Here is a 15,560-nt window from a genome sequence, read left to right as displayed (position 1 = left end):
CTATCCAAAATATCTTACAACAAATTATTTGATTCCCAATTTCTTCTTTTTACTATATTATCTATACGTTCTTGCAAATCTTTTGAAGCAAATCTATAATAATTTTTTATAATGAATTTAACTTCTTCTTCTGATACCAATTTTTCGGGAGATTCAAAAAATGACACTAATTCTAGTTTTAGTTCAACATTGTCATTATCAAGTTCTATTGCACGCCTTAAATGATTCAAAGCAATATTTTCAGCTCCCTCAAATGATACGAGACTTACACTTAATAATCTTGAAGCAGTTAAATGATGTGTCCATGTCTCATTTTCTTGAATAAGTTGTAAAATTAAGAAGTAGTAACTCATGTTTTGCGAATCTATTGCTAACCAAATTAACGCTTCTCGTAACACCTCATCATCAAGAGGTTTCAAAATATTTATAGTTTTATTAAAGTCTCGTTCAATTTCTAAAGACTGTTTGATTTCTTCTAGTAGTTTACCCATTTGTATTTTACAATAATTTATAATGTGGATACATCTATTGCATTTTCAATTTGGTAATTATTATTTACAAAATTGGTTATTTCAGAAATAATACTATCCACTTTTTGTTGAAATTCATATTTAGCTTCCTCATCTTGAAAATCCTTATATGTAAATTCTACTTTGTTATTAATGAATAGAGCTTCATATTCTTTCTGTAGTTCAAGAAGTCTATCATCTATTTGTTTATTATTTCTTAGTTCTTCTGGAGAAACATTGTCAATTAAATTCCCTGATTCATCATAAAACCATATTGGAAAAGCTCCATATTCCAGTGATATTTTAATTTTTTTCAATTAAATTCTCTTTTTCCATATCAATCAGTTAGCAATACAGTGAAGTCCATTAGGTGGTCATCTGGATAATTTTTATCGAATTCACTAAATTGAGCTATTATAACACTAAATAATTCAAGATAATCTTCTTTTTTTCTATAATCATATACATGTCCTCCTATTTCGAAAATATTGTCAAGATTTAGTTTAGACCATTTTTCAAGAATAAGGATAAATGACTTATATTCATTTTCATATTTGTCATAAATAAAATCACACAAAACATCATTAAACCAATTAATATTTTCAATTTCCTTAAGCTCTTTTTCAGGCATTCCCCATGCCAAACCAACATTCAGGATAAATGACTTATCATCATGAATATTTTCACAATTCACGTTAATAGTTAAAACTGATACCGTTTCATTTTTTTCAATGAGATTCTTTATATCTTTTTTTTCTATTTCAAAAATCCCATTTTTCATTCCAATACCTCTATCCAACTTCTATAATGATCAGGACTAAAATATGTTTTGCCGTCACTACCTCGAACAAATCGTTATTTACTTTTATAGGCGTCTGCCTTAAGAAATAAATTTTTCAGGAATAAGATAAAGACATTTTAAAAAACCATCTAAATCGACTCCATAAAAAATACTATCATTAACCTTTAAAATTTTATCTTCTAACTCTAAATCAGTTCCAACTTGAATTATCCCTTTATCCTCATCAAACTTGATTGTTTGAGGAATAAAATATTTTTTGATTTCAGGAATTTTATCAAAAATATCAAAAACATCATTAGCTTCAGCTTGTGAATCTTCAAAGTAAATATTCTATGAATAATATTTTCCTATATTAATTTTAGTTTTTTCCGATTTAATTAATGGTAGAAACCCTGTTACATCAACTAATTTTCCACTTTGTAAAATATACTCTAATTCAATGGTATTCAGTGCCAATGAGAATGTTGGAATGACTTTTGCGGTATAATCCAAGCTATGTGTATTGAAATTATAAATCATTATTTTATAGCTTCTTTAAATTGTCTATAAATTCCTTCGAATTCTTCTTTTTCAAAATCATCTTCCCATATAATTGAAGCAACTTTCTCAGAGAATTGATTTTTAAAATTTAAAAATTCATCTCGCTGCTCACTATATGATTTAATATCCTCAATAAGTATCTCTAATAATTGTCCCTCATACATTTCCCCTGCCAAAGGATTATTTAATAATAACTCTATATTTCGCTCTCTAGCGAGGTCTGGTAAAATACTTTGTCGAAGCATGAAGTACACATCTGATACATTAAGTTCGTTTTTTTCTTTGTTTAAAATTGAATAATATTTTTTATCTAAATTATCGCTCAATTCAAAATTATCGGATATACTGTATATTTCTTTTATTTCATCACTCTATTCCTCTAAATGGTTTGAACAATTCTATGAAGGTACTTTTGACAAAATTAATCTAAAAATTGCACAAAATCTTTAGGTATTTCTGGATTCTCTGAAAACAATAATTTTATGAAATCACTTTGTTCAATAATAACTACTTCTTGAAAATTATTATCTTCCCTCCATTCCACTTTATCATATGTTACATCAGAATTATCAATATTTTCAATAATAAAGTTACTATTTCTAATACCATATTGCACTAAACCATCTAATTCTTGAATTTCATAGCCATATTTAATATGAAATAAATTATACAGTCTGGATATGATTGCATCTTCTTCAATTATAGAACTTAAAAACTCTACTAAATTTTCTTTTTTCATATATTTTTCCTTTACTTTTTAAGTGGTATGCGAACAATTTCTCCGTTAATTGTTGTTTTTAAATATGGACCACCATGAACTGCATCAGAAGCATTTTCATAGCCATAATTTAACTGCCAAGAATTTCCTTTACCATCGAAATATCTTATCCCCTCTCCTCGTTTTAATGGAGATTTTGTGTATCCTTTTAACTCTTCATCAAGATATTTTTCTACATTTTTTATATTGGCATTTTCAAATGTAGAGGGATTTTTAAGTTCAAAAGAAAACTTGGTTATATCATCTGTCTTCCCTGCAAGTCTTTCCGTATCCCACATCTCACTAAGTACTTTAGCTTCTTTCTCAGTAAGTCCAAATGTCTTACTGATTTTTGCCAAGTCAAGCGCTAAATCTCCACCTTTTTCAAGCAGTCTAGCTGCTTCCATGGCTTTATAAAGACTAACTGCTTTTTTTAATGGAAAATAAGTTAAAAGTAAGGAAAGAAAACTCAGAGATTGTTTTGAAAATGAAGCGTCTGTATCCAATAAAGTTTTAACATCATTAACACCGATTAACTCCACTATAAGTTCTGGTGCTAATTTTTTTAAATTTGCCCAACCCATTTTGTTAATTGCCAAACGAAGGTCTTTTGTTTTCTCATTATCAACTTTACCATTAACATAAACAGTTGGAAAACTTTCTCCCATACCATTCATAGCTGACCACTTAATTTCAATCTTATCAGATTTTTTCTTACTTTTTGCACCTGATAGGTCGGAACTGAACTTCTCAGCACTCAATTTTGTAGCCCAACTCATATCAGCGCCCGCAGGAAAGGTAATCGTACCGTCTGAACTTGCGGTTGAGCGATTGATAACATCAACGCCTTTCATCGCATTTTCAAAAGCACGTAAGCTATCTTGAAAAAGTGAGTGAGTCGAGCTTGAAAATGTTTCCAGTGCCTTTAGTTCTTTTTTGCGTGTTGCTTTAATTTCTTTTAAATTTTCTAATTGGTCATAAAGGTCGGGTAATTCCGCCAAAGCATTACCAACTTTTTCAAACCCGCCACTGAAAAATTGATTGATAAAATCTCGGTCATCTTTGATTTTTTGTTCAACCAAGTCAATCATATTTTGAGTGAGTTTAAGAAGTTGTTGAATTTGGTCGCTATCCAGATGATTACCGACAGCACTTATGGCACTATCTGCCGTTTTATACGATTTTAGGTCGCCTTGTATATCTGTGATAGCTTGATTTAATTTTTGAAGCATGGGATTGATATAAACAACAAACAAGGTTTGTCCCGCTTTATAGGCAGCACCAGATAAGGTGCCTGAATCAATCACACCGATTAGATGTTGACTACCTTTAGAAAGACGGTCAAAAATTTGTTGAGCTCCTGAAAGGTTAGCTTCTAAGGCTGTTATTAGATTACTTGAATCGCCACTGTCATAGATTACCACGGTAAGTTGTTCCTTTCTCTGCTCAAGTTATCAATCTTATCTTCAATATCACGTCTTGTTCTATTCGAGGACTGACTAATCATCTCATTTTGAGTTTCAAAGCGAGATTTTAAGTTGGCATAAACGCTTTGATAAATTTCATTTTCACGTTGTGCTTGCCTAGAATTTGATTGTGAATTTTCTAAAATATAGCGTGCATTATCTATATTATGCTTGATGTCTAAAATGAAGTTCTCGTTGTTTTGGGTAAACTTATTAGTCATGCCCTTGAGTTCATCTATATCAGATTCTTGACGCATTATTTCTTGGTAAAGTGCGTGACGTCTAGCTTCACTTTTATCTTTCGGTTGTTGTCTATAACTTGTCGTATTCTCAAAAAGAGAAGTTGAAACTGCTTTTTCTTTTTTCGCAGCAGCAAACTTTTTCAAAGATTCTTGATACTTGACCCTATCAGATTCTTTTTTAGCAAGCTTTTGACGTTTTTCTTCAGCTTGTTCATGGATTGTTTGATTAGCATAAATTAAGCTGATTTTTTCTTCTTCGTCCGCTTCTTCAAAGTTTAGCCGTGTCCGTTCAATACTAATATTCCAATATTCTGCCCAATCTGTCCAATCATAATTTTCCCATTGAGGATTTTCAATGGGTTCTTCTTCAACTTTTTTGGTATCATCTACTAAATCACGCTCAGGAGAAATTGTCCAAAAATCATCAAAAAACCCTTTTTTAGCTGTTTCTTTAACCATTATCTAAACCTCTGACTATCTGCAATATCTCGTTCCTCAATCGCATGGGCTAATTCTGGAAATTTATTAGCTTGTGATAAGACACATGAAACAACTTTTGAAGTCTGATTCATGAGTTGATTGGCGAGTGTCTGACCTGCGAGCATACTTGAGATATTACTTGAACTAAAATCAACGGATTGGTTCGCAAAGTTAGTTGCGCTTATTCCTGTGAGTTCTGAAATTGCGGATTGTGCATCTACGGTACTTGATTTTATTTTGCCTGTTGCCATAAATTCTCCTATATTTTAGTTACATTTTAAGATATTATAACATTTTATTAAAAGCGTTTCCATAATTTGATATATATCATATATGATGATATATTTTGATAATTTTAGTTGTTGGTTTTTATAGAATTTTGAGTTTGATTTTGTTGAAAATAAGAAAAATATTTTTTGCCAATTTTTTTGCCAAAAATAAAAAAATGTAGTAGAATTAGTTCAAGTAAAAGAACCTAAAAGCCCTTATAATGCGTAAGTTTTCAGTATAACAGTGTTGAATACTATGCTGTTTATCTGCAGGGGGCATGTATGAGGTTCAGTATGTAAGATACTGAACCTTTTTGCTAAATTTTACTAGTTAAGGAGACATCATGGATAATAAAAAATTAGCTCAATTAATTTATAGTGTAGCGCAATACGAAGGCTATAATACATCCGTCTTACAAACACAAAAGAATTTAGCAACTCATAAAGATGAGTGGATTTTTTCAACTGAAAGTGATCGATACATTTTTGAAGATTTGCTTAAAGCGATTCAATATGCGTCAGCTCAAGACAAAGTGACAGTTGAGGTTGTCAAAGGGATTAACGCTCAGATGAATTCTAAAATGAGTGGTCAACCTGAATCCCCTGGGGAACTTAGGCAAAATGTTCCGATTCATGTTGGCGACTATGTTCCCGCAGAAACAGTCACAGAAAATATGTTGCAACGTCAACTCGAAGCCGTGATAGGCAATACTATACAGGATGGTTGGGAGCTTTATGCAAGGCTATCAAAATTACAGCCTTTTGATGACGGCAATAAGCGAACAGCTTTGATTTCAGCTAATCTTTTGGTTGGTTCACTCACTGATAATAATGAAGATTATCTTGTGATTCCAACGGATTTTAGAAAGACCAAATTTGATGCAAGTTTAGTTTATTATTATATGGCTGATGACTGGGATGATCACATGCCCGATGAACAAGATAGTTTATCTGATTTTGTTAAATTTGCAACAGCATTTACAATTGAGAATCGGTAATAAATTAAAAAAATCGTAAGATATTTGAAATTGGAATAAGTATTTTAAAAAGAGATATTATAAAAAGAGGCTGGGACAAAAATCGAAATTAGCATAATTTAGGTAATTATAAAAGAGACAAATCGCATGAACTCAGCGTTTAAAAAACGAATTTCATGCGATTCGTCTCTTTTTAAGACTTTTGTCCCAACCTCTTTCTTTTGTTTTAACTAATTTAGTGACATACAAACCATTTTAAAGTGATTTTGTTTTGGGACAATCTAAAAATTTAGTATAATATTGTTTTTTATTTTGTAGGAAATTGACATGTTGCTGTATTTTTTCTAGTTCGATTTGTAAAATTATCTCTTGTTCTGCTAAAATATTTATTCGATCTAAGATGGTGCTATCACCCTTCTCTCTCAATTTTGAGTAGTCAACAATTTTTGATAAAGACATACCAGTTGCTTTTGCTCGGTTAATAAACTCAATCCAACGTAAATCGTCATCTGTAAAAATGCGATAGTTAGCGCTATTTCTATTAGGATGTAAAAGTCCCAGTTCTTCATAGTAGCGTAAAGTTGGAATGGATAATTTAGTAATTTTAGCGATTTCTGATATTTTATAAGTTTGCATATATGGGGACTTTCTTTAGTTAAGTATAAATAGTTCTTGCTATCAAGTATACTTGATGGTTTATACTGATTATATCACATATAAAAGGAGGCAGTATTTTGGAAAAATACGAGAATGGATTAAAAATCCGTGAAGCAGTGATAGGGAAAGAGGCAAGTAAGATGGTTTCAGATAGTCTAGCCGATATAGCACCTATCTTAGATCAAAAAACGTTATTAGCATTTGACGAAGCAGCAGCACGTCCAATATTGGATATGAAGCTGAGAGAGATGATTACAATTACATCTTTGTTAGCACAAGGAGATACAGCTAGTCAACTTCGTATTCATATTCAAGGCGCTTTGAATGTTGGGGGAGGTCGGGATGAAATTGTTGAGATTTTTATTCATTGTTTACCATACGTTGGATTTCCAAGAGTTTTAAATGCGATTTCTGTATCGAAAGAAGTCTTTAGCAAAAACTAGAAGTGTCCCGTATCATAAAAAAATAAGGATGAATTTGAATAATTTATATGATTTTAAAACGGGTATGACAAACTTTAAAGAACTTAAACTGATATATACAACTATAATTATTCATAATAGGGGGATATTAAAAAGAGGCTGGGACAATTTGAAATTAGATGTAAAAGCATCTTCTTTTTATAAAGAAAAAAATTTTTTCTGAGTAAGCAAATATTAAGTAATTTGGGAATTAAAAAAAACAATTTTTCTTTATACTAAAACCCAAAACATAAAATAGTCAAAATAGTTTAACAAAAGCAATAGAAGAAACAAAATAGAAAAATAGAAATTTATATTTTTTCTGTATGGAACTTAAAATGACTTGAGAACATATGGGTATAGTGACAGAAATTGTAAAAGTGTTCATAATAATCTCTACTTATTCAAAATCACGTCATATCTTTTATTGACAGAATATTGCGAAGATGATAAAAAAGGGGTATAATTGAATAAAAATGTGAAGGGCATATCATAGTCTGTGCCTTTTTTCATACGAAAATGGGGTAAGCTAATGGATGTATCTAATCTTTTTAATTCGAATTTGGATAAAATCAAAATTTCGGCGATTCGTCGTTTTGACCAGGAGGTGTCAAAGATTCCTGGTATGTTGAAATTGACGCTTGGAGAGCCAGATTTTAATACGCCTGAGCATGTTGAAGCGGCTGCTGTGGCTGCTGTTCGTGCGCATGAGAGTCATTATACTGGGATGTCGGGCTTGCTTGCTTTGCGTGAGGCGGCGAGTCAGTTTGTGGCTGAAAAATATGATTTACAGTTCGATCCAGAATCAGAGATTTTGGTGACAGTTGGCGCGACGGAGGCGATTTCTGCTAGTCTCATGTCTATTTTAGTGGCTGGCGATAAGGTGTTGACGCCAGCGCCCTTGTACCCGGGATATGAGCCTTTGATTCAGCTTGCGGGTGCGGAGATGGTTGAAATTGACACGACGACCAATGGCTTTGTCTTGACGCCAGAGATGCTAGAGGCAGCTTTGATTGCTAATCCTGAGACGAAGGCTGTGATTTTGAATTATCCGTCAAATCCAACGGGTGTGACTTATAATCGCGCAGAAATCAAGGCTTTGGCTGAGGTCATTCAGAAATATCCCGTTTTTGTTATTTCGGATGAAATCTATTCTGAGTTGAACTATACGGGCGAAAAGCACGTGTCAATTGCTGAATTTGCGCGTGAGCAGACGATTGTGCTAAATGGCCTGTCTAAGTCTCATGCCATGACGGGTTATCGGATTGGTTTCATCTTCGCGGATGCGGTTTTGACCAGCCAGATTATTAAAACGCATCAGTATTTTGTGACAGCAGCAACGACAGTTTCTCAGTTTGCGGCGATTGAGGCTTTGACCAATGGTAAAGATGATGCAGTAGCGATGAAAAAAGAGTATGTGATTAGGCGAGATTATATCATCTCACAGATGACACCGCTTGGCTTTGAGATTGCGAAACCAGACGGGGCTTTCTATATTTTCGCTAAAATTCCTGCAGATTTAGAACAAAATTCTTTTGATTTCTTGCTTGATTTTGCTAATGAAAAACAAGTGGCATTTATCCCTGGGTCATCTTTTGGCCAATATGGTGAAGGCTATATCCGTTTAAGTTATGCGGCGAGTATGACGGTGATTACAGAAGCTATGGCACGCTTGACGGCTTACGTGACTGAAAAGCGTGAGTTATAATCTACTCATCTTTTATCAAGTGGAGCTGAGCTTGCTTAATCTCAAACAAGCATTGAAATTCCCCAATTTTGGGGAATTTTTTTATTGGGTCTGAGTTTTTAGAGATGTCCAATTTTTTGTTATAATGAAGTGGAGAGGTTCTTAGGGATATGAAAAACGTTGAGACGCGCGGTTTGGTGATGTTTAGTCGGCATTACCGTGAGCAAGATAAATTAGTCAAGATTTTTACGGAGCGTTTTGGCAAGCGGATGTTTTTTGTGAAAAATGCTGGGAAGTCGAGGTTTGCGAGTAGTCTTCAGAATTTTACGCAGCTTGAGTTGTTGGGGACGGTTAATGATGATGGCTTGAGTTTTATTTCTGATATTAGTGAGGCGAAGCCCTATCAGTTCATCAATTCGGATATTTTTGCTCAGGCTTATGCGAGTTATTTGATTGGCCTTACGGATGTGGCGTTGCCAGATAATCACTATGATGCGCCGCTTTATGGTTTTTTGATGAAGTCGCTTGATTTGATGGAAGAGAAGATTGATATGGTGGTGGTGACTTTTATTTTTGAGTTACAGGTCATGTCGCGTTTTGGTGCGCAGTTAGATTTTGGGCAGTGTGTTTTTTGTCATCGTAAGGATTTACCAATGGATTTTTCTTATAAATTTAATGGTTGTCTCTGTCGAAATCATTTTGATGAGGATATGAGGCGTTCTCACTTGGATCCGAACGTGATTTTTCTGTGCCAGTCTTTTATGGCAATGGACTTGGAAAAGTTACCGAGTATCAACCTGTCTGATGACATGAAAAAGAAAATTCGTGTCTTTATTGATGCGCTTTATGACCATTATATCGGTGTCCAGATTAAGGCTAAGAAATTTATTGATGGTCTGGATGGCTGGGCTGATATTATGAAATAACAATAAAAAATGGGTTATGGCTGTACTCTTGATGAATTTGAGTACAGCCATAGCCTATTTTATTTAGTTTTCAGTTTTTGTTACCATAGTTTACTGCTGTCAATGAACAAATCAGGCTAATCGTTAAGAATATTTGTAACGTCATGTCCTCATGATTGCCAGAAAGTAAAATTTTAACAATATAAATTAGATTGGCTAATAAACTGGTGATTAAAACGAAATTTAAAACTTTTTGTCCTGTTATTACCATCAGAATTTTTTGGCTATTAAAGTGCCTAGAGCGACGCCAGCACCAAAAGCTGAGATACCTTTTATAACCATTGCTCCTGTGATAACGAACGGTACGATACCACCTGAAATCTCACTTGCTTCTGAATCGTTCAATGTTTTAAATTGATTTAAAGTCATTATTTTATCAAAGTTGTTTTCTTGTTTCATTTGCAGAATCTCCTTATTTACTTAAAAAATAGCCTACACCAATACCAGTTAGAAATAGCCCCCCAGCAATAGCAGCACCTTTAGAAATTGCAATTCCGCCAATCACAATTAAGGGAACGACGCCACCTTCAACCATCGTCATCTCATCTTCAGTAAGTGATGGAAAGTTATTAAGTCCTGCGACGTTGTTCAATGTTGTATTTGTCATATAGTTTGTCTCCTATAACTTCAGACTGGATTTCAAAAATAAGAAATCTAATCCATTCCAATTTCGTGAATTGTCATTCACTGCAACAAATAACTAAATAATTTCTTCAACTTGAGTGTAAAGTAATTATTTCAATCAACAGCTGGCCAGCCAGTAAACTCATTTGTTTACATACTTAGTATAGCGCAATTTCATGCCCTAGAAATCAAAATGTCAAGAACGACCTGAAATATGCCAAATATAACCAAAATCTTGTATGAACGACATTTCCATGCCATGAATGGCTTATAAAAATTTGGTGTTTTATGATGTATTCAGATGTGCTTAAATTTTTTGATGATAACGTTTCTTAATCTCAACTGCTAAAGCGGGGTAATCTGTCATAAAGCCAGCTAAACGATGGTTGAAGGCAAAGTACATGTCAACATCATTATTTAAAGTCCAAGGTCGCAGGGGTTTGGTGAGTTGTTTTAAGTGATTTGAATTTTTTTGTAACCAGTCCAACCGAGGATGCAGGTGGGTGATATAATCCGTCTGCAAACCTTGCTTAATTTTCTGTTCCGAGGTCGACATGAGGAGGCATAAATCTGCACCTGGCTCAAGCTCTGATAGATGTTGTAGTGATTCGAGATTAAAGGAGCAGTAGATATGAGAAAAAGGATAGTGCTGTGAGGTGAGCAAGTCACTGGTCATTTTTTCAATGCCAACATACTGAAATTTATCCGTCTTGATTTCGACATTAAGCACGCCTGTGAACTGCATCTGGATCAGTAAGTCTAGTACCTCAGACAATAAAGGAATTTTTTCAGTTACATAGTCTTTATCAAACCAAGCCCCCGCAGAATAGTTGCGGATTTCTGAAAATGTTAGGTTACGAACGAGTCCAGTACCATTTGTGGTGCGGTCAATGGACTCATCATGAATGACAACGAGTTGACCGTCCTTGGTTAAATGGACATCAAGCTCGATGCCGTCAGCACCTACCCTGATCGCTTCAGCAAAAGCTGCTAGGGTGTTTTCAGGTCGATTGGACTTACTGCCACGGTGGGCGAAAATCTGCGTTTCGACAGGATCCTGATGGAGCAGATGATAGATACTGGCTTGAAATCTAGCCCGTCGTGACTTAAAGTAATCACGGTTTCTGCGAAACCATTTTTTAATCCCCGTAAACATCCGTCCACTCCTTTTCAATTGCGGTGACAAACTCTCGCATGATGTGATCACGCGCCATTGCGAGTTGCTTGGCTTTTTCAGTATGCAGGCTTTCAGAAATCTGAAAGAGTTTTTCATAAAAATGATTGATCGTTGTACCTTCAGCGGCATGATAATCTGCTTTAGAGGTAAAAGTCTGTGGCAACTTATCAGGATTATAAAGCTCACGCTTACAATCAAAGCCATATTGCAAGGTTCGGACGATTCCGAAAGCCCCAATGGCATCTAAACGGTCGGTATCTTGGACAATTTGACCATTGATGTCAAGTGCGCCTGCGCACTACCATCAAGATTGGCTGAGAAGGAGAGATTATCTATGATGTCAAACACTTGGTCAATGTAAGGTAAGTCAAGTGTGGTGAGAAAATCAACGACTTCTTGCTTGGCTACGACAACATCCTTAAATAATTTGTCATCATAGGTATCATGGAGAAGCGCAGCCGTTAAAACTAAGTTACGATTGGCTTGCGGATAGTCTGCTAAAATGTGTTCAGCCAATTTATAGACACGAAAGATATGATCGAAACCGTGACCATCTGTCAGGTGTGCGTGTCTATTTTGGGCAAATGCCATGATTTTTTCCATTATTTGAAATAGTTAATCCCCATAGCGGACTTGACTTCATCCAAAGTATGAGCTGCGACAGCCTGTGCTTTCTCAGAGCCTTTTTTGAGCATCTCATAGACTTGTCCCATGTCTTGGGCGTATTCTAAGCGACGGGCACGAATCGGCGCAAATTCACGATCTAAGACCTCGAGCAGGTAGCGTTTGGTTTTCACGTCGCCGAGGCCACCAACTTGATACTGCGCTTTCATCTCAGCAATGGTTGCTGCATCTTCGGGTGTGCCAAAAACATCGAGATAGTGGAAGACCATATTCCCTTCGATTTTACCTGGATCTTCGACGCGGACGTGGTCAGGGTCAGTGTACATACTCATGACTTTTTTCTGGACGGTATCGGCATCGTCAGAAATGAAAATGCCGTTGTTGAGGGATTTAGACATCTTGGCATTGCCATCAAGACCCGGCAAGCGACCGGCATTTTCATTTTCAGGATAAAGGCCTTCTGGTTCAACGAGGACATCTGTTTGGTAGGCATGATTAAAGCTGCGGACAATCTCGCGTGTTTGCTCGATCATCGGTTTTTGGTCATTGCCAACAGGGACGAGGTTGGCTTTAAAAGCTGTGATATCCGCTGCTTGAGAAACTGGATAAACGAGGAAGCCAGCCGGGATAGACTCGCCAAAGCCTTTTTGGGCAATCTCTGTTTTAACAGTCGGGTTGCGTTCAAGGCGTGCCAATGATACGAGGTTCATATAGTATATTGACAGCTCGGCAATTTCAGGAATTTGTGACTGGATGAAAATGGTAGATTTTGCTGGGTCAAGACCAGCCGCTAGATAATCTAGGGCAACTTCGCCAACAGATTGAATGATTTTTTCAGGTTCTTTGGCATGGTCAGTCAAGGCTTGTTGGTCTGCTAGGAAGACAAAGAGTTGGTACTTGTCTTCATTTTGCAAGAGCACACGATTTTTCAATGAGCCAACATAGTGGCCGATGTGAAGTTTACCTGTTGGCCGGTCTCCGGTTAAGATGATAGGTTTCATATTGTTAAATTCTCCTGTAAAATGTTGAGGCGACTGCTTTGGTGTGTAGAATTCTTTTCCGCGACGAGTAATCGCAGGAGTGAATTAGGAAAAAGACGTAAACGTACGAAGTTCGTTTACGTCTTTTTATCTATTTTCCTAACACCAAGGAGTCGAAACTCAGTTTATAATATAGTTGAGACGATGAAAATCGGATAAACAAAAAGTCCTCGACAAAATCATTTGTCAAGGACGTTTACACGCGGTGCCACCTTAAATTACGGAAAAATTTTCCGTCTCTTAGCTCCCTCAAACAAGGGATTGTGCGGTATCGGACACGGCCGTGATTCTTATCGTTTCGAATCAGATTGAACATCAGTTCCTTTCGCAGGCCATTCACTTGGTTGAATTCTTGTCTCGCAATGACCGACAAGTTCCTGAAAATTCGGATACACGAGCGTGTATCGACCAAGCTACTTCCTCTGCTAATAGTTTTATTTTACGATTATTCTATGGGAATGTCAAGGGAATTTGTCAAGTATGAAAATGATATATAATCTCTCAAATTCTCCAGTTTACTCATAAATCAGGCTCTTTATCCGTTTTTTGGCATGGTTAATTTTGTCATAGACATAGGTATCGAATCTATTTTTCATGTCATTCGTGGCATGGAAATGTCGTTCATACAAACTCGGGGCTATATTTGGCATATTTCAGGTCGTTTATGACATTTTGATTTTTAGGCGATAAAATTGCGCTATACTAGATATGTAAACAAATGAGTTACAAATAGTTGGCCAACTAGTGAACTTTGTTTCGTAATTAAAATAATTAAATTGTTTTTGAGGGAAAACTATTTTAGTTATTTGTTGCAATGAATGAAAATTCACGTTTTTGAATTGGCTAGGTTTCTTATATCAGAAAATATTAGTCGGAAATTATAGGAGAAAAAAATATGACAAACAATACATTAAAGAATTCATTTTCAAACAAATTTCGTGAAATGACACAAGAAGGATTGCTAGAAGTCAAAGGAGGTAAGTACTATGGTAACGGCTTATATGTCAATAAAAAACAGGAAGTATCTATGTAAACTGGGGACAAACCGCTACAAGTATAGCAAATAATGCTTCAGCAAATCTTTTTACTGGTGGTGCAGCTGGCTGGAATAATAGATATTAATAAGCTGTGTCCATTGCTTTACTGTAAATTCTAAATAATATAAGGAGACTATGAACAATAAATTAAAATGGTATTCAGGCGGAGATGAACGGAAAGAAAAAGCCCTAATCATGATGTCGAAGCTATTGGTGTCGTTAAGCGGTAATTTAAAAAGCGCTCCTTTACAAAAAATGTTATTAGCTTATAAAAATGAGATAGAGCTTGGAAGTAGCGCTATTCCCTTTATTTTAAGTCGCATGAATTTAGATATTGCTAAAGTTGCCTTAGAAAATAACATGACATTATCGCAAGAACAATCAGATATTTTAAAGAAATTAAGCAGCCTGTCTAATATTAGATTCTGGGTATTGCATGTAATGAAAAGTAAATAGTGTTGTAGAAAAGCGATTTTTGAAAGAATCGCTTTTTTAGATGTACATGTATGGGTAGAAATGGCGATGAAGTCCACTACATACTAGGCAGTGCTAATTTTTAGAATATTATTCCAACCTTTTAATCTGTTTCTTACTGCCTGCAAAATAGGCTAGACACACAACACATAAAGAAATACAGCATTCCCACCAAGTCCATTTACAAAATACAGAGAGCCCCAATATGATGAAAAGACAAATAGCTAGTATAGTGTCTTTAGGTCCAATCGGTAAATTTGTGTACATATGATAGTTTATCCTCTATTCTTTCTTTTTATATTTTCTATTTTTAAAACACGATAAACTAAGAAAATAAAATATTTAAGTCGCATGAATTTAGAGCAAGAGCCAAAACTTGTCGTTTCATAAATTTTTCAAGACAGACCGCAAGATGTCCTCATTTATCAGACACTTAAGGATATTCTGCTTCAAATAATTACGATGAGCTAAAATAGCGAGTTTTCTAAAAACATTTAAAGTTTTTTGAGCATTTTCTGACTCAACTTGGCATTCATCCTCAGAAAAATCAACATCCAGTACCCAATGCAAACTCTCTATTTTCCAGTGTTCTCGTACAATACCTAATAATTTTTTCGAGATTTGTCTCAAGACTAGAAATATAGTAACTCATTTCTTCTGTTATTTTATACTTTGTTTCAACCGTTCGTTTTATCGCAAAAACGCACCTGAGTCCCACCCATTTTTCACGATTATCTAACCAGTCAATGTCTTTGATCAAATAACATTTGCG

At 35.1% G+C, this 15,560-nt stretch carries 22 protein-coding genes; 6 read left to right on the top strand and 16 right to left on the bottom strand.

The features are described 5' to 3' along the window. Nucleotides 1-14 precede the first annotated feature (14 nt). The 8 genes from ACYQ21_RS00620 to ACYQ21_RS00585 form a co-directional block, all read right to left on the bottom strand. Complete coding sequence (locus tag ACYQ21_RS00620; protein ID WP_460054102.1) at nucleotides 15-491, bottom strand: hypothetical protein; 477 nt, start codon at nucleotides 489-491, stop codon at nucleotides 15-17. Nucleotides 492-508: 17 nt separating this feature from the next. Beyond that, nucleotides 509-826 carry a hypothetical protein gene (locus ACYQ21_RS00615; protein ID WP_460054101.1) on the bottom strand — a complete coding sequence of 106 codons (318 nt, stop codon included), beginning with the start codon at nucleotides 824-826 and terminating at the stop codon, nucleotides 509-511. Between the two features lie 20 nt (nucleotides 827-846). Further along, nucleotides 847-1,290, bottom strand: a complete 444-nt coding sequence (locus ACYQ21_RS00610; protein ID WP_460054100.1) for a hypothetical protein — start codon at nucleotides 1,288-1,290, stop codon at nucleotides 847-849. A gap of 539 nt (nucleotides 1,291-1,829) precedes the next feature. Then, the gene (locus ACYQ21_RS00605; protein ID WP_460054097.1) at nucleotides 1,830-2,177 is read right to left on the bottom strand and encodes a contact-dependent growth inhibition system immunity protein; all 348 of its coding nucleotides are present in this window, start codon (nucleotides 2,175-2,177) and stop codon (nucleotides 1,830-1,832) included. 95 nt (nucleotides 2,178-2,272) lie between these two features. Beyond that, entirely contained in the window at nucleotides 2,273-2,590 is a 318-nt protein-coding gene (locus tag ACYQ21_RS00600; protein ID WP_460054096.1) for a hypothetical protein, read from the bottom strand. A gap of 11 nt (nucleotides 2,591-2,601) precedes the next feature. Next, nucleotides 2,602-4,032, bottom strand: a complete 1,431-nt coding sequence (locus ACYQ21_RS00595; RefSeq protein ID WP_460054093.1) for a hypothetical protein — start codon at nucleotides 4,030-4,032, stop codon at nucleotides 2,602-2,604. Further along, nucleotides 4,026-4,775: a hypothetical protein gene (locus tag ACYQ21_RS00590; RefSeq protein ID WP_460054092.1), complete on the bottom strand. Its 750-nt coding sequence runs from the start codon at nucleotides 4,773-4,775 to the stop codon at nucleotides 4,026-4,028. Before ACYQ21_RS00590 ends, ACYQ21_RS00595 begins: the two co-directional genes overlap by 7 nt. Then, nucleotides 4,775-5,047: a TIGR04197 family type VII secretion effector gene (locus tag ACYQ21_RS00585; RefSeq protein ID WP_460054090.1), complete on the bottom strand. Its 273-nt coding sequence runs from the start codon at nucleotides 5,045-5,047 to the stop codon at nucleotides 4,775-4,777. The genes ACYQ21_RS00590 and ACYQ21_RS00585 overlap by 1 nt, the downstream gene beginning before the upstream one ends. A 362-nt stretch (nucleotides 5,048-5,409) precedes the next feature. On the opposite strand from ACYQ21_RS00585, the gene ACYQ21_RS00580 reads away from it, so the two are divergent. Continuing rightward, complete coding sequence (locus ACYQ21_RS00580) at nucleotides 5,410-6,063, top strand: Fic family protein (RefSeq protein WP_460054088.1); 654 nt, start codon at nucleotides 5,410-5,412, stop codon at nucleotides 6,061-6,063. 234 nt (nucleotides 6,064-6,297) lie between these two features. Here the strand turns inward: ACYQ21_RS00580 and ACYQ21_RS00575 are convergent, their stop codons facing one another. Continuing rightward, nucleotides 6,298-6,678, bottom strand: coding sequence for a MerR family transcriptional regulator (locus ACYQ21_RS00575; protein ID WP_460054087.1), 381 nt, complete (start codon nucleotides 6,676-6,678; stop codon nucleotides 6,298-6,300). 98 nt (nucleotides 6,679-6,776) lie between these two features. Between ACYQ21_RS00575 and ACYQ21_RS00570 the strand changes: the two genes are divergently transcribed. The 3 genes from ACYQ21_RS00570 (at nucleotide 6,777) to recO (ending at nucleotide 9,773) form a co-directional block, all read left to right on the top strand. After that, nucleotides 6,777-7,142 carry a carboxymuconolactone decarboxylase family protein gene (locus tag ACYQ21_RS00570; protein WP_460054086.1) on the top strand — a complete coding sequence of 122 codons (366 nt, stop codon included), beginning with the start codon at nucleotides 6,777-6,779 and terminating at the stop codon, nucleotides 7,140-7,142. 550 nt (nucleotides 7,143-7,692) lie between these two features. Beyond that, nucleotides 7,693-8,868 carry a pyridoxal phosphate-dependent aminotransferase gene (locus ACYQ21_RS00565; protein ID WP_460054084.1) on the top strand — a complete coding sequence of 392 codons (1,176 nt, stop codon included), beginning with the start codon at nucleotides 7,693-7,695 and terminating at the stop codon, nucleotides 8,866-8,868. A gap of 149 nt (nucleotides 8,869-9,017) precedes the next feature. Then, nucleotides 9,018-9,773 carry a DNA repair protein RecO gene (gene recO / locus ACYQ21_RS00560; RefSeq protein ID WP_460054082.1) on the top strand — a complete coding sequence of 252 codons (756 nt, stop codon included), beginning with the start codon at nucleotides 9,018-9,020 and terminating at the stop codon, nucleotides 9,771-9,773. Between the two features lie 249 nt (nucleotides 9,774-10,022). Here recO and ACYQ21_RS00555 read toward each other — a convergent pair whose 3' ends face one another. From ACYQ21_RS00555 to trpS, 6 genes are all read right to left on the bottom strand, one after another. After that, nucleotides 10,023-10,211: a class IIb bacteriocin, lactobin A/cerein 7B family gene (locus ACYQ21_RS00555; RefSeq protein ID WP_460054080.1), complete on the bottom strand. Its 189-nt coding sequence runs from the start codon at nucleotides 10,209-10,211 to the stop codon at nucleotides 10,023-10,025. Nucleotides 10,212-10,224: 13 nt separating this feature from the next. Beyond that, entirely contained in the window at nucleotides 10,225-10,419 is a 195-nt protein-coding gene (locus tag ACYQ21_RS00550) for a class IIb bacteriocin, lactobin A/cerein 7B family (protein ID WP_460054079.1), read from the bottom strand. A 324-nt stretch (nucleotides 10,420-10,743) separates the two neighbouring features. After that, the gene (locus ACYQ21_RS00545) at nucleotides 10,744-11,592 is read right to left on the bottom strand and encodes a glycerophosphodiester phosphodiesterase (protein WP_460054078.1); all 849 of its coding nucleotides are present in this window, start codon (nucleotides 11,590-11,592) and stop codon (nucleotides 10,744-10,746) included. After that, entirely contained in the window at nucleotides 11,576-11,824 is a 249-nt protein-coding gene (locus ACYQ21_RS00540; RefSeq protein ID WP_460054076.1) for a hypothetical protein, read from the bottom strand. Before ACYQ21_RS00540 ends, ACYQ21_RS00545 begins: the two co-directional genes overlap by 17 nt. A gap of 32 nt (nucleotides 11,825-11,856) precedes the next feature. Continuing rightward, nucleotides 11,857-12,204 (bottom strand): HD domain-containing protein, encoded by a 348-nt coding sequence (locus ACYQ21_RS00535; RefSeq protein ID WP_460054074.1) that lies wholly within the window; start codon nucleotides 12,202-12,204, stop codon nucleotides 11,857-11,859. Between the two features lie 11 nt (nucleotides 12,205-12,215). After that, nucleotides 12,216-13,238, bottom strand: coding sequence for a tryptophan--tRNA ligase (trpS, locus tag ACYQ21_RS00530; protein WP_460054071.1), 1,023 nt, complete (start codon nucleotides 13,236-13,238; stop codon nucleotides 12,216-12,218). 934 nt (nucleotides 13,239-14,172) lie between these two features. Here trpS and ACYQ21_RS00525 point away from each other — a divergent pair. Next, the gene (locus tag ACYQ21_RS00525; RefSeq protein ID WP_460054068.1) at nucleotides 14,173-14,310 is read left to right on the top strand and encodes a hypothetical protein; all 138 of its coding nucleotides are present in this window, start codon (nucleotides 14,173-14,175) and stop codon (nucleotides 14,308-14,310) included. Nucleotides 14,311-14,449: 139 nt separating this feature from the next. Next, complete coding sequence (locus ACYQ21_RS00520) at nucleotides 14,450-14,770, top strand: bacteriocin immunity protein (protein ID WP_460054066.1); 321 nt, start codon at nucleotides 14,450-14,452, stop codon at nucleotides 14,768-14,770. Between the two features lie 565 nt (nucleotides 14,771-15,335). Here the strand turns inward: ACYQ21_RS00520 and ACYQ21_RS00515 are convergent. Further along, nucleotides 15,336-15,560, bottom strand: a 225-nt coding sequence (locus ACYQ21_RS00515) for a hypothetical protein (RefSeq protein WP_460054065.1), incomplete at its 5' end; no start/stop codon positions are given.

It is taken from the genome of Pseudolactococcus yaeyamensis, from assembly GCF_054658615.1.
The sequence above is the reverse complement of the archived record's forward strand: the minus strand, read 5'-3'. Positions and strand labels throughout refer to the sequence as shown.